This is a genomic window from Leifsonia sp. PS1209 (assembly GCF_012317045.1).
In the GTDB taxonomy this organism is placed as follows: Bacteria; Actinomycetota; Actinomycetes; order Actinomycetales; family Microbacteriaceae; genus Leifsonia.
Map to the genome: position 1 here is coordinate 1,393,365 of NZ_CP051154.1, position 13,535 is coordinate 1,406,899.

The following is a 13,535-nucleotide window of genomic DNA, read 5'->3' on the forward strand; positions in this document are numbered from 1 at the left end:
CATGGCCGAGCAGCCCGTCAGCGTCGAGCGTCAGTTCGGCGACGTGCGCGTCCCCATCCTGATCGCGATGGCGGGCCTGCCCGGCTCAGGCAAGTCGACGCTCGCCGAGATCATCGGCGCCAGGCTCGGCGCCACGACGGTGTCCGTGGACCCGATCGAGGCGTCGATCCTGCGCGCCGGCATCGACTCCGATCAGCCGACGGGCCTCGCGGCCTACCTGGTCGCCGAGACGATGGCGGAGCAGGTGCTGCAGTCCGGTCACTCGGTGATCGTGGATGCCGTCAACGCCGTCGAGCCGGCCCGGCTGCAGTGGCGCGATCTCGCTGAGCGTTCCGGCGTGAAACTGCGCGTGATCGAGGTGGTCTGCTCCGACGACGAGCTGCACCAGTCGCGGCTGGCGAAGCGCACCGGTCTCACGGCCGCGTACGCGGTGGAGCAGAGCGTCGACGAGTACGACGAGTGGAGGGGCGCCTGCGCGACCCTCCCGCGCGTCACGATCGACACCGCAGCACCGCTCGGCCAGAACGTCGAGATCGCTCTCGACTTCCTGGTGGCCTAGTTTGCTCATCCTCCTCCCGCCCTCCGAGACCAAGCGCGACGGGGGAGCGGGAGCTCCGCTCGACCTCGACGGCCTCCGCTTCGGCGAACTGAAGCCGGTGCGCAGGAACGTGCTCGCCGCGGTGGCCGCGCTGTCCAGGAACCGCGAGCACAGCATCCGGGCACTGAAGCTGGGACCCAAGCAGGCGGCGGAAGTCGACCGCAACCGCGCGATCCGTTCGTCCGCCACGATGCCGGCGCTGAGCCGGTACACCGGAGTGCTCTACGACGCTCTGGATGCGCAGACCCTCACCGACGACCAGTGGGCGTTCGCGGGTTCGACCGTGGTGGTGCAGTCGGCCCTGCTCGGCCCGGTGGCCGCCACCGACCTCATCCCGGCCTACCGGCTGTCGTTCGACTCCCGGTTGTCGCTCGAGAAGGGCGTCGCGACGCTCAAGAAGCGGTGGGCGCCGGCTGCGAGCGCGGTGTTCCACGCGCATCCCGGGCTCATCGTGGACCTGCGGTCGGAGGGCTATGCGGCGCTCGGGCCGCTCCCCGGGCGGCCGGATGCGCACTACGTGCGCGTGCTCGCCCGCGACGGCGACGGCCACGTGCGCGCGCTCAACCACTTCAACAAGCAGGCGAAAGGCCTGTTCACGCGCGCGCTCATCGAAGCGGGGACGGACTTCGCCACCACGGACGAGCTGCTCGCCTGGGCGGCCGCCGAGGGCTACGAGCTGCGCGCGGCCGGGGACGGATCGGCGGAGCTGGAGCTGATCGTGCCCGAGGTGGCGGGGGAGCCCGGCGCGTTGGTGGCCGTGCTGCGCTGAGGCGGTCCCGGGGCACATCCGGAGCTGGATGGATGTCGAGATTGTGCGCGAATCAGTGGTGGACTTCCAAAAACTGAGATATGCTCAACCCTAGGTGAAGCGTCTCGGATAGCTTCGCATCGGGCAATGCGAGCAATGAGGAGGAGCCAGCCAGCCAGCCGGGGTCAGTGGGTATGTTCGAAGTCGAACGGCCACCTCACCTCGTCTATCAGTCGGGCCGACGTAACGGAAACCCGGCGTGATCCCCTCACGCCGATCTCCTGGCCGGATGCGCGATGACACAACAGATTCCGCCTGCGGTCGGGCACGTGCGGACGTGACATCGCCAGCGAGAATCCGGTGCTAACAAACGAGTACCGTCGTCGGCCCGACCCTCTCCTGGGTGGTGAGCTTCACGCGTGAGCGCGGAAGCAGCCGGTGAAATGGTCGTCGACCATCCCGGTGGCCTGCATCAGGGCATACATGGTTGTCGGGCCGACGAAGCGGAAGCCGCGGCGGCGCAGCTCTTTGCTGAGGGCGGTGGACTCGGGCGTGACGGCGGGGACCTCGGACCACGCGTTGGGGCGCCGGCGGCCCCTGGCAGGCGGGGCGAAGCTCCACATGAGTTCGTCGAGCGGCACGTCGAGGGCGAGCACGGCGTGCGCGTTGGAGATGGTGGCCTGGATCTTGCCGCGGTGGCGGATGATGCGCGCATCCTGGAGCAGGCGCTCGATGTCGGACTCGGTCATGGCGGCGACGGCGACGGGGTCGAAGCCGTGGAAGACCTCGCGGAAGGCGGGGCGGCGGCGCAGGATGGTGATCCAGGAGAGGCCGGCCTGGAAGCCTTCGAGGCAGAGCTTCTCGTAGAGGGCGCGCGGGTCGTGCTGCTCGCGGCCCCACTCCTCGTCGTGGTAGCGGCGGTACTCCGGGTCGCTCGCCGACCAGGAGCAGCGGGCCAGGCCGTCGTCGCCGACGATCACGGCCGCGCGCGGTGGGAAGGACGGCTCGGTAGCAGCGGCAGGGGTGGCGGAGGCGGTGGCGGTGGTGTCGGTGCTCATGCGGCCAGCATGATCCCTTCGTGGGTGAGGAGCCAGAGTTTGGTGGGGATGCCGTCGCCTCCGCTGTATCCGGTGATCTTGCCGGAGGAGGAGAGCACGCGATGGCAGCCGACGATGATCGGGATGGGGTTGGCGCCGACAGCGCCGCCGATCGCGCGGCCGGAGCCGGGGCGGCCGATGCCGAGGCCCAGCTCCCCGTATGACGTGTACGTGCCGAACTCGAGGCCGGCCAGTTGTTCCCAGACCGCGAGCTGGAAGGCTGTGCCGTCGAGCTTCACGGGGAGGTCGAAGTCTTTGCGGTCTCCGGAGAAGTACTCCTGCAGCTGCAGTTCGGCACGCTCCAGGACCTCGGTGGTGCGTTCCTCGTGCTGTTCGAGTGGGAGGTGGCCGGAGCGTTCGATGGAGAGGGAGGTGATGGCGTGACCGTCGCTGGTCAGCTCGATGCGGCCGATCGGACTCGGCATCCGTGTGAGGTAAGCGAAAGAAGTGGTCATGGGAAGACTCTACGGGGGGCCACCGACGTGTTCTCGCGGAAAACGGACATGGGGGATAAGTCGGGAGGGGGCCGTGGCTGTGGAGGGATCCGTGGCCTGCATAGACTCGGAGCATGGCAGAAATCGACTATCGTCCTCTCGGGAATTCGGGGCTCATTGTCTCGACCATCGGCCTCGGCTGCAACAACTTCGGGCGCGAGGGAACCGCATCCGAGACCCAGGAGGGGACGGACGCGGTGATCGGCGCCGCGATCGACGCCGGGGTCACCCTCTTCGACACCGCCGACATCTACGGCAAAGAGCGCGGCCTCTCCGAGACGCTGATGGGTAAGTCGCTCGCCGGGAAACGCGACCAGATCGTCCTCGCCACCAAGTTCGGGATGGACATGGCCGGAACGAACGGACCCGACTGGGGTGTGCGCGGCTCGCGCCGCTACATCCGGCTCGCGGTCGAGGCGTCGCTGAGACGGCTCCGCACCGACTGGATCGACCTCTACCAGCTGCACCAGCCTGACCCGATCACGCCCATCGAGGAGACCCTCGAAACGCTCGACGACCTCATCGCCGAGGGCAAGATCCGGTACATCGGGCACTCGAACCTGGCCGGCTGGCAGATCGCGGAGGCGGAGTTCACCGCCCAGCTGAACGGGCATCCCAAGTTCATCTCGTCGCAGAACGAGTACAGCCTGCTTGTGCGGGATGCGGAGCGCGAGGTGCTCCCGGCCGTCAACAAGTACGGGCTCGGCTTCCTGCCGTACTTCCCGCTCTACAACGGCCTCTTCACCGGCAAGTTCTCGCGGGACGGCGGCCCGTCGGACAGCCGCATCATGATGATCAGGCGGCACCTGGTCGACAACGCGCCGTGGGATGTCATCGAGCGCTACCAGGCGTTCTGCGACGAGCGCGGCGTGACGATGCTGGCCGCGACGTTCGCCTGGCTGCTCGCCCAGCCCGGGCTGACGAGCGTAATCGCCGGCGCCACCAAGCCGGAGCAGATCACCGCGAACGCCGAGGCGGCCACGGAGTGGCGCGCGACTCCGGAGGACATCGCGGCCATCACCGCCATCTTCACCCCCGCCGCCTGACCGGCGCCTGGCGCCCGCCAGGACTCGCCCGTTTTCCTGCGGGGGAGTCCTGGCGATTGTTCGCTCAGGGCGAACACACCGAGCGTTGTGAGTGAGCACTCACTCCGCGTAGGATCGCTGCCGTGGATACGGCGGAGGACGAACTCGAGGACGCGGCGGAGCGAGACGCCAAGCGTCCGCCGCGCGCGCAGCCGCTCAGCCCGGATGACCGGAGGGCGATGATCGTCGACGCCGTTATCCCGTTGCTCGTCGAGCACGGACGCGGGGTCACCTCCAAGCAGATCGCGGAGGCCGCCGGGATCGCGGAGGGCACGATCTTCCGCGCGTTCGGCGACAAGGAGACGCTGGTCCAGGCCGCGATCGAGAAGTACCTGGATCCCGAACCGCTCAGGAACGCGCTCAGAGCCATCGACCCGTCGCTGCCGTTCGAGCACAAAATCCGCGCCATCCTGTATCTGCTGCGCGAGCGGTTCGAGAGCGTCATGCGGATCATGGCCGTCGTCGGCCCGCAGCGCCCGCCCGTGCCGCAGGAGCGCGGCGAGTTCGCGAGGATCATCGCGCAGGTGCTCGAACCGGAAGCGGAGCAGCTCAACTGGCCTCCGGAGCGGGTGGCGCACCTGCTGAGGCTGATCAGCTTCTCGTCGGCATTCCCGATGCTCAACGAGGGCATCGAGTTCAGCATCGACGACCTCGCCCGCTTCACGATGGTCGGCGTCGCCGGGCGCCCGATCGACTTCGACGCGCAGAGCGCCGGTCTGGGACCGGCGACGGCAAGCGCGTCCCCATTCGCACCATAACCCGCATCCAAGGAGACCCCATGTTGCTCAAACTCCTCGGCCGGTTCCTCCGACCGCACTGGCCGCTCCTCATCGGGGTGGTGGTCTTCCAGCTCGCCCAATCGCTGCTGTCGCTGTGGCTGCCGACGCTCAACGCCGACATCACCGACAACGGCATCGCGAAGGGCGACACCAACTACATCGTCTGGGTGGGCGCAGGGATGCTCGGGGTCACCCTCGTGCAGGTCGCCTGCTCGATCACGGCCGTCTACTTCGGCGCGAAGGTCGCCATGCGGGTCGGCCGCGATCTGCGTGGCGCGATCTTCCAGAAGGTGGGCGAGTTCTCCGAGCGGGAGGTGTCGAAGTTCGGCGCTCCGTCGCTGATCACCCGCAACACGAACGACGTGCAGCAGGTGCAGATGCTCGTGCTGATGACCTGCACCCTGCTGGTGTCCGCGCCGATCCTGGCGATCGGCGGCATCATCCTGGCCATGCAGCAGGACATCCAGCTGTCCTGGCTGATCGCCGTGAGCGTGCCCATCCTGCTGGTGGCCGTCGGCCTCATCATCACCAGGATGGTGCCGCTGTTCCGCACCATGCAGGAGCGGATCGACCGGGTCAACCGGGTGCTGCGCGAACAGCTGACGGGCATCAGGGTGGTGCGCGCGTTCGTGCGGGAGGACATCGAGACCGGGCGGTTCAGGAAGGCGAACGCCGACGTCACGGACACCGCGCTCCGCGCCGGCCGGCTGTTCGCGCTGATGTTCCCGATCGTGATGCTCGTGCTCAACGTGTCGAGCGTCGCCGTGATCTGGTTCGGCGCGTTCCGCGTGCAGGACGGCTCGATGCAGATCGGCACGCTGACCGCGTTCCTGCAGTACCTGATGCAGATCCTGATGGCGGTGATGATGGCGACGTTCATGGCCGTGCTCGTGCCGCGTGCCGCCGTCTGCGCCGACCGGATCGGCGAGGTGCTCGGCACGGAGTCGTCGGTGCGCATCCCGAGCTCGCCGGTCACCGAACTGGAGGCGCACGGGACGCTGGAGTTCGTGGATGTCGGGTTCTCGTATCCGGGAGCCGAGCAGCCGGTGCTCAGCGACGTGACCTTCCTCGCCAAAACCGGGCAGACCACGGCGATCATCGGCAGCACGGGAGCGGGCAAGACCACGCTGGTCAACCTCATCCCGAGGTTGTTCGATGCCACCAGTGGACTGGTGCTCGTTGACGGCGTGGATGTGGCGGAGCTCGACCCCGATCTGCTCTGGTCGCGCATCGGGCTCGTGCCGCAGAAGCCGTACCTGTTCTCCGGCACGATCGCGTCGAACCTGCGCTACGGCAAGCCGGACGCCACCGACGACGAACTCTGGCAGGCGCTCGAGATCGCGCAGGCGCGCGACTTCGTCGAAGCGATGGCCGAAGGACTGGATGCGCCGATCGCCCAGGGAGGCACGAACGTCTCCGGCGGCCAGCGTCAGAGGCTCGCCATCGCGCGCGCCCTGGTCAAACGGCCGGAGATCTACGTGTTCGACGACTCGTTCTCCGCCCTGGACACGGCGACGGATGCGCGGCTGAGGCAGGCACTGTCGCGCCAGGTCGCCGGCGCCACCATGATCGTCGTGGCCCAGCGGGTGTCGACCATCGTCGACGCCGACCAGATCATCGTGCTCGACGACGGCCGCGTGGTCGGCCGCGGGACGCACGACGAACTCCTGCAGACCAATGAGACGTACGCGGAGATCGTGTCGTCGCAGCTCACCGCGGAGGAAGCAGCATGAGCGACAACACCGAGACGGAAGAACGCGTCCCCGCCCGCCCGCCTGTGCGCCGCGGCCCGGGTGGCGGCGGCCCCTTCGGCGGGATGCAGGGACCGGTCGAGAAGTCGATGAACTTCGGCCCGTCCGCCAAGCGCCTCGTCGGGAGACTGCGGCCGGAAGCCATCGGGATCGCGTTCGTCACCCTGCTCGCGGTGGTGAGCGTCGTGTTCGCGGTACTCGGGCCGAAACTGCTCGGCAACGCGATCAACCTGGTGTTCGCCGGAGCGCTGTCGCTGCAGTTCCCGAAAGGGGCGACGCAGGAGCAGGTGATCGCCGGTCTCCGGGCCAGTCACCAGACGCAGCTGGCCGATCTGCTCTCCGGCACCACCTTCACGCCGGGCGCGGGGATCGACTTCACCGCTGTCGGCGGTGTGCTGATGTGGGTGCTCGCGCTCTACGTCCTGTCGTCGGTGTTCAGCTACCTGCAGGCGTACGTGCTCAACGGGATCACCCAGCGCACCGTCTACCGCCTCCGCGAGGAGGTCGAGGCGAAGATCCATCGCCTGCCGCTGCGCTACTTCGACGGGATGCAGCGCGGCGAGCTGCTGAGCCGGGTCACCAACGACATCGACAACATCTCGCAGACGCTGCAGCAGTCGATGAGCCAGCTGCTCACCTCGCTGCTGACCGTGATCGGCGTCGTCGTGATGATGTTCGTGGTGTCCCCGCTGCTCGCGGTGATCGCGCTCATCACGATCCCGCTGACGCTCATCATCACCACCGTGATCGCCAAGCGGTCGCAGAAGCTGTTCGTCGCGCAGTGGAAGAACACCGGCGAGCTGAACGGCCAGATCGAGGAGGCCTTCACCGGCCACGCCCTGGTGAAGGTGTTCGGCCGTCACCGCGAGGTGGAGGAGCAGTTCCGGCTGAAGAACCAGGAGATGTACGAGGCGAGCTTCGGCGCCCAGTTCATCTCGGGCATCATCATGCCGGCGATGATGTTCGTCGGGAACCTGATGTACGTGGTGATCGCGGTCGTCGGTGGTCTGCAGGTGGCGAGCGGCGCGATGCAGCTCGGTGACGTGACGGCGTTCATCCAGTACTCGCGTCAGTTCACGCAGCCGCTCACGCAGCTGGGCTCGATGGCCAACCTGCTGCAGTCCGGCGTCGCGTCGTCCGAGCGGGTGTTCGAGCTGCTGGATGCGGACGAGCAGTCCGCCGACCCCGCCGACCCGGAGAGCCCTCAGGGCACGAAGGGACGCCTGGCGTTCGAGGACGTGTCGTTCCGGTACACGGAGGACAAGCCGCTCATCGAGGATCTGTCTCTCGTCGCGGAGCCCGGCCAGACCGTCGCCATCGTCGGCCCGACCGGTGCTGGCAAGACCACCCTGGTCAACCTGATGATGCGCTTCTACGAGCTCGACTCGGGCCGGATCACCCTCGACGGCGTCGACATCGCCTCGATGACCAGGCTCGACCTGCGCAGCAGGATGGGCATGGTGCTGCAGGACACCTGGCTGTTCAACGGGACGATCCGCGAGAACATCGCGTACGGGCGTCCGGATGCGACGGAGGAGGAGATCCTGGATGCGGCCCGCGCCACATACGTGGACCGGTTCGTGCACTCGCTCCCCGACGGCTACGACACGGTGCTCGACGACGAGGGCGGCAACGTCTCCGCGGGCGAGAAGCAACTGCTGACCATCGCGCGGGCCTTCCTCGCCCGGCCGAGCGTGCTCATCCTGGACGAGGCGACCTCCTCGGTCGACACCCGCACGGAGGTGCTGGTGCAGAAGGCGATGGCGGCGCTCCGCAGCGACCGCACGTCGTTCGTGATCGCGCACCGGCTGTCGACGATCCGGGATGCGGACCTCATCCTGGTGATGGAGGCGGGCCGGATCGTGGAGCAGGGCACGCACAACGAGCTGCTGGCCGCCGGTGGCGCGTACTACACGCTGTACAACGCGCAGTTCGCCGCCCCGGTCTCCGACGAGGCCTGACCGCCGCAGCCATCGAGCCGGGACTTGTGTACGCGCGCCGCGGCGTGTCGCGTGCATAAGTCCCGGCTCGATTGTTTGGGGGCCGGGTTGGGGCGGGTCAGTGTCCGGTGAGGGGAGCCATCAGGCGGGCGGCGATCGAGGGGCGGCCGGTGACGCGCTCCTCGAGGTCGGCCAGCTCGGTGCCGACGAGGCCGGCGTTCGCACCGGCGAAGCGGAGCGGCTCCGGCTCCCACTGCGGGGAGCGGTGGCCGACCCACGGCAGTGCCGTGAGCGCGGTGCGGCGGCCGCCGAGGAGGTCGGCGACCGTGCGGCCCGCGAGGTTCGTGGTGCTGAGGCCGTCACCGACGTAGCCGCCCGCCCAGGCTTCCCGCGCATCCGGATCGTGGCCGACGCTCGCGTGCCAGTCGCGGGGGACGCCGAGCGGGCCGCCCCAGTGGTGGGTAATGCGCGCGCCGGCCGCATCCGGGAACAGGTCGAACAGCGCGCGGGTGAGGTGCTCGCGCACGCGGGGTGCGCGGTCGTACTCGGGCAGGATCGTGCTGCCGAGGTGATAGCGGGCGCCGCGTCCACCGAACGCGAAGCGGTTGTCGGCCGTGCGCTGGCCGTAGATGATGAGGTGGCGGAAGTCGGCGAAGGTCTGGCCGTGCTGGATGCCGATGCTGTCCCAGACCTCGTCGGGCAGCGGCTCGGTGGCGATCATCAGCGAATACAGCGGCAGGATGCGCCTGCCCACCTGGGGCAGCTGCGAACCGTAGCCCTCCGTGGCGTTCACCACGGTCCCGGCACGGACGGTGCGGACCAGGCCGCCGGACACTGCGGTGACCACGCCGTCCGACCAGGACAGCACCTCCGTCTGCTCCGCGATGGTCGCCCCGCGCGCCTCGACGACGCGCGCCAGGCCGCGCACCAGCTTGGCCGGGTGGATGCGCGCGCAATCCGGCGTGAACGTCGCCGCCACGGCATCCCGCGCCCCGAACCGGTCGGTCACCGTGTCCGTGCCGAGGATGGAGACCGTGTCGACGCCGAACTCCTTCGCCTCCGCGTATTCGGCGCGGGCGGCGGCGAGCTGCACGCGCGAGCGGGCGAACGTGACGGTGCCGCCGCGCACGTAGTCGCAGTCGATGCCCTCGGCGGAGACGACGCGGCCGACCTCGCCGACGGTGTCGATCATCGCGCGGCGCTGGGCGACGGCCGCGGCCAGTCCGTAGCGCGCACGCAGCGCGGACGCCGACCACGGGAACAGGGCGGAGCACCAGCCGCCGTTGCGACCGGAGGCGCCGAAGCCGGCGACCTCCTTCTCGAGCAGCACGATGCGCAGTGAGGGGTCGGCCTCCTGCAGGTAGTACGCGGTCCACAGGCCGGTGAGCCCGGCGCCGACGATCGCGACATCCGCATCCACGTCGTCGCCCAGCCCCGCGCGTGGCCGGAAGCCGTCCTCCGCCTCACTGATCGACTCGAACCAGAATCCGACCCGTTCGTAGCTCACGCGCATCCCTCTCGTCTCGCCAAAAGATCGAGTCCGGACTTATGCACGCGACACGCCGTGAAACGCGTGCACAAGTCCGGACTCGATTGTGTGTGTGGTGGGTGGTTACAGGTGGTTCTCGGCCTCGGTGAGGACGGACTCGAGGATCTGGCGGATCTCGGTGAACTCGGCAGGGCCGATGGTCAGCGGCGGTGCGAGCTGGACGACGGGGTCGCCGCGGTCGTCCGCGCGGCAGTACAGCCCGGCCTCGAACAGCGCCTTCGACAGGAAGCCGCGCAGCAGGCGCTCGGACTCGTCGTCGTCGAACGTCTCCTTGGTTGTCTTGTCCTTGACCAGCTCGATGCCGAAGAAGTAGCCGTCGCCGCGCACGTCGCCGACGATCGGCAGCGCGAGCAGCTTCTCCAGCTCCGCGCGGAACAGCGGCGAGTTCTCGCGGACGCGCTCGTTGAGCCCCTCCTCCTCGAAGATGTCCAGGTTCTCCATCGCGACAGCGGCGGAGACCGGGTGGCCGCCGAACGTGTAGCCGTGGTAGAACGACGTGTTCCCGTGCTTGAACGGTTCGTACAGCTTGTCGCTGATGATCGTCGCGCCGATGGGGGAGTACCCGCTGGTCATCGCCTTGGCGCAGGTGATCATGTCCGGGACGTAGCCGTACTCGTCGCACGCGAACATGTGGCCGATGCGGCCGAAGGCACAGATGACCTCGTCGCTGACCATGAGCACGTCGTACTTGTCGCAGATCTCCCGCACGCGCTGGAAGTATCCGGGAGGCGGAGGGAAGCATCCACCCGAGTTCTGCACCGGCTCGAGGAAGATCGCCGCGACGGTCTCCGGACCCTCGAACTGGATCATCTCCTCGATGCGGTTCGCCGCCCACACGCCGAACTGCTCGATGTCGTCCGTCGGAGCGCCCATCTCGCCCGCGCGGTAGAAGTTGGTGTTCGGGACGCGGAAACCACCGGGCGTCAACGGCTCGAACATCTCCTTCATGGCCGGGATGCCCGTGATGGCCAGAGCGCCCTGTGGCGTGCCGTGGTACGCGACGGCGCGGGACAGCACCTTGTGCTTGGTGGGGCGGCCCTGCAGCTTCCAGTAGTACTTGGCGAGCTTGAACGCGGTCTCCACCGCCTCGCCTCCACCGGTGGAGAAGAACACCCGGTTGAGGTCGCCCGGCGCGTAGTGCGCGAGCCGGTCCGCCAGCTCGATGGCGTTCGGATGCGCATACGACCAGATCGGGAAGAACGCGAGCTCTTCCGCCTGCTTGGCGGCAGCGGCGGCGAGGCGCTTGCGTCCGTGACCGGCGTTGACCACGAACAGCCCGGAGAGGCCGTCGATGTACTTCCTGCCGCGGGAGTCGAAGATGTGGTGGCCCTCGCCGCGGGTGATGATGGGGACGCCGTGGCCGTCCTCCATCACCGACTGGCGCGCGAAGTGCATCCAGAGGTGGTCCTTCGCCTTGACCTGGAGGGCGTCCTCGTCTGCCGTCGAGATGGCGGGGTCTTCTGTGGTGATTGTCATCGTGTTCCCCAGTTGTAGAACTGCTTGTGGAGTTTGAGATAGACGAACGTCTCCGTCGAAAGCACGCCTTCGATCGTCCGGATCTCGGAATTGAGCATGGTGATGAGGTCGAGGTCGTTCTCGCAGACCACTTCGGCCAGGATGTCGAACGTCCCGGCCGTGAGGACCACGTAGTCGACGGACGGCATGGCGGCCAGCTTGTCCGCCACCGCCCTGGTGTCCCCGGTCACCCGCACGCCGATCATCGCCTGCCGGTAGAACCCGAGCTGCATCGGGTCGGTGACGGCGACGATCTGCATGACCCCCGACTCGGTCAGTTTCTGCACGCGCTGGCGCACCGCCGCCTCGCTGAGCCCGACGGCTTTGCCGATCTCCGCGTATGAGCGACGGCCGTCGACCTGCAGCTGCTCGATGATCGCCTTGGAGACGTCGTCGATCTGGACAGGCTTGGCGGCAGTGACTGCCCGAGGGGAACTCATGGAGCGATTCTGTCAGTGAGATGGTCGTCGGGCAAGCGAATCCGCACGAATCTGTGTCGTTTTCTATCGAAATCAGTAGACTTCCGGCATGACAACGCGAGAACTCCGCAATTTCGTCAACGGCGCTTTCTCCGAATCCCGGGCGACGGAGCGCATCCCGCTGATCGACCCCGCGACCGAAGAGGTCTACGCGACGGCACCGGTGTCGACAGCGGATGACGTCGCCGACGCGTACGCCGCGGCACGGGATGCGTTCGAGGTCTGGGGAGAGACGACGCCGGCCGAACGCCAGCTCGCGCTGTTCAGGATCGCCGACGCGATGGAGCAGAGGGCGGAGGAGTTCGCCGACGCCGAGTCCCAGGACACCGGCAAGCCCCGCGCCACGCTGGTCGACGACGAGATCCTGCTGTCCGTCGACCAGATCCGCTTCTTCGCGGGGGCGGCCCGCAACCTCGAAGGCCGGTCGGCCGGGGAGTACCTGAAAGACCACACCTCGTTCATCCGGCGCGAACCGATCGGCGTGGTCGGCCAGGTGACGCCGTGGAACTACCCGCTCAACATGGCGGTCTGGAAGTTCGCCCCGGCGCTCGCCGCGGGGAACACGACGGTGCTGAAGCCGTCGGACACGACGCCTCTGTCCACGCTGCTGCTCGCGGAGGTGGCCGCCGAGTTCCTGCCGGCCGGGGTGCTCAATGTGGTGACGGGGGACAGGACGACGGGCGCCGCGATGACGGCAGACCCCATCCCGCAGCTGATCTCGATCACCGGCTCGGTGCGGGCCGGGATGGAGGTGGCACGCGCCGCATCGTTCGACCTCAAGCGGGTGCACCTGGAGCTCGGCGGGAAGGCGCCGGTGATCGTGTTCGACGACGCGGACATCGCGCAGGCCGTGGAGGGCATCGTGGCCGCCGGCTACTTCAACGCCGGGCAGGACTGCACGGCGGCGACCCGCCTGCTGGTGCAGGAGGGCATCCACGACGAGTTCGTCTCAGCTCTCACCGCGTACGCGCGCGAGAACGCCCGGACGGGGGCTCCTCGTGAGGACGGCATCCTGTTCGGCCCGGTGAACAACGCCAATCAACTCGCCCAGGTGAGCGGATTCGTCGACCGGCTGCCCGACCACGCCACGGTCGAGCTCGGCGGCCACCGCCAGGGCGACACAGGCTACTTCTACGAGGCGACGATCGTCTCCGGCCTCCGCCAGGACGACGAGGCGGTGCAGAACGAGATCTTCGGGCCGGTGCAGACGGTCCAGAAGTTCACCGACGAGGCGGAGGCGCTGCGCTGGGCGAACGGCGTGCAATACGGTCTGGCCTCCTCGGTCTGGACGAAAGACCACGGCCGCGCGATGCGCTTCGCGAAGAACCTCGACTTCGGCTGCGTCTGGATCAACACGCACATCCCGATCGTGGCGGAGATGCCGCACGGCGGGTTCAAGCACTCCGGGTACGGCAAAGACCTCTCGATGTACGGGTTCGAGGACTACACGCGGGTGAAGCACGTGATGTCGTTCATCGGGTGAGTGATTACACTCGGATC

12 protein-coding genes are annotated in these 13,535 nt (G+C 68.1%); 7 read left to right on the forward strand and 5 right to left on the reverse strand.

Annotation, left to right across the window (positions count from 1 at the left end):
- Position 1: 1 nt before the first annotated feature.
- Together HF024_RS06655 and HF024_RS06660 are read left to right on the forward strand one after the other, a co-directional pair.
- Positions 2 to 559, forward strand: coding sequence for an ATP-binding protein (locus tag HF024_RS06655; RefSeq protein ID WP_085369372.1), 558 nt, complete (start codon positions 2 to 4; stop codon positions 557 to 559).
- A 1-nt stretch (position 560) separates the two neighbouring features.
- Complete coding sequence (locus tag HF024_RS06660) at positions 561 to 1,367, forward strand: peroxide stress protein YaaA (protein WP_168689049.1); 807 nt, start codon at positions 561 to 563, stop codon at positions 1,365 to 1,367.
- A gap of 392 nt (positions 1,368 to 1,759) precedes the next feature.
- Here the strand turns inward: HF024_RS06660 and HF024_RS06665 are convergent, their stop codons facing one another.
- Both HF024_RS06665 and HF024_RS06670 read right to left on the reverse strand, forming a co-directional pair.
- Positions 1,760 to 2,404: a DNA-3-methyladenine glycosylase I gene (locus HF024_RS06665; protein WP_168689050.1), complete on the reverse strand. Its 645-nt coding sequence runs from the start codon at positions 2,402 to 2,404 to the stop codon at positions 1,760 to 1,762.
- Positions 2,401 to 2,898, reverse strand: coding sequence for a methylated-DNA--[protein]-cysteine S-methyltransferase (locus HF024_RS06670; protein WP_085369369.1), 498 nt, complete (start codon positions 2,896 to 2,898; stop codon positions 2,401 to 2,403). Before HF024_RS06670 ends, HF024_RS06665 begins: the two co-directional genes overlap by 4 nt.
- Positions 2,899 to 3,011: 113 nt before the next feature.
- Between HF024_RS06670 and HF024_RS06675 the strand changes: the two genes are divergently transcribed.
- The 4 genes from HF024_RS06675 (at position 3,012) to HF024_RS06690 (ending at position 8,513) form a co-directional block, all read left to right on the forward strand.
- Positions 3,012 to 3,983 (forward strand): aldo/keto reductase, encoded by a 972-nt coding sequence (locus HF024_RS06675; protein WP_168689051.1) that lies wholly within the window; start codon positions 3,012 to 3,014, stop codon positions 3,981 to 3,983.
- Positions 3,984 to 4,105: 122 nt separating this feature from the next.
- Positions 4,106 to 4,780 carry a TetR/AcrR family transcriptional regulator gene (locus tag HF024_RS06680; RefSeq protein WP_247597337.1) on the forward strand — a complete coding sequence of 225 codons (675 nt, stop codon included), beginning with the start codon at positions 4,106 to 4,108 and terminating at the stop codon, positions 4,778 to 4,780.
- Positions 4,781 to 4,800: 20 nt separating this feature from the next.
- Positions 4,801 to 6,534, forward strand: coding sequence for an ABC transporter ATP-binding protein (locus HF024_RS06685; RefSeq protein WP_168689052.1), 1,734 nt, complete (start codon positions 4,801 to 4,803; stop codon positions 6,532 to 6,534).
- Positions 6,531 to 8,513, forward strand: coding sequence for an ABC transporter ATP-binding protein (locus HF024_RS06690; RefSeq protein WP_168689053.1), 1,983 nt, complete (start codon positions 6,531 to 6,533; stop codon positions 8,511 to 8,513). Before HF024_RS06685 ends, HF024_RS06690 begins: the two co-directional genes overlap by 4 nt.
- Positions 8,514 to 8,610: 97 nt before the next feature.
- Here the strand turns inward: HF024_RS06690 and HF024_RS06695 are convergent, their stop codons facing one another.
- The 3 genes from HF024_RS06695 to HF024_RS06705 form a co-directional block, all read right to left on the reverse strand.
- The gene (locus tag HF024_RS06695) at positions 8,611 to 9,999 is read right to left on the reverse strand and encodes an FAD-binding oxidoreductase (RefSeq protein WP_085369408.1); all 1,389 of its coding nucleotides are present in this window, start codon (positions 9,997 to 9,999) and stop codon (positions 8,611 to 8,613) included.
- Between the two features lie 105 nt (positions 10,000 to 10,104).
- A complete protein-coding gene (locus HF024_RS06700) occupies positions 10,105 to 11,517 on the reverse strand; it encodes an aspartate aminotransferase family protein (RefSeq protein WP_168689054.1) in 1,413 nt (470 codons plus the stop codon).
- On the reverse strand, positions 11,514 to 11,996 hold the full coding sequence (locus HF024_RS06705) for an Lrp/AsnC family transcriptional regulator (protein WP_055892090.1): 483 nt from the start codon (positions 11,994 to 11,996) through the stop codon (positions 11,514 to 11,516). Before HF024_RS06705 ends, HF024_RS06700 begins: the two co-directional genes overlap by 4 nt.
- 88 nt (positions 11,997 to 12,084) lie before the next feature.
- On the opposite strand from HF024_RS06705, the gene HF024_RS06710 reads away from it, so the two are divergent.
- A complete protein-coding gene (locus tag HF024_RS06710; RefSeq protein WP_168689055.1) occupies positions 12,085 to 13,518 on the forward strand; it encodes a gamma-aminobutyraldehyde dehydrogenase in 1,434 nt (477 codons plus the stop codon).
- The last annotated feature ends 17 nt before the right edge of the window (positions 13,519 to 13,535 follow it).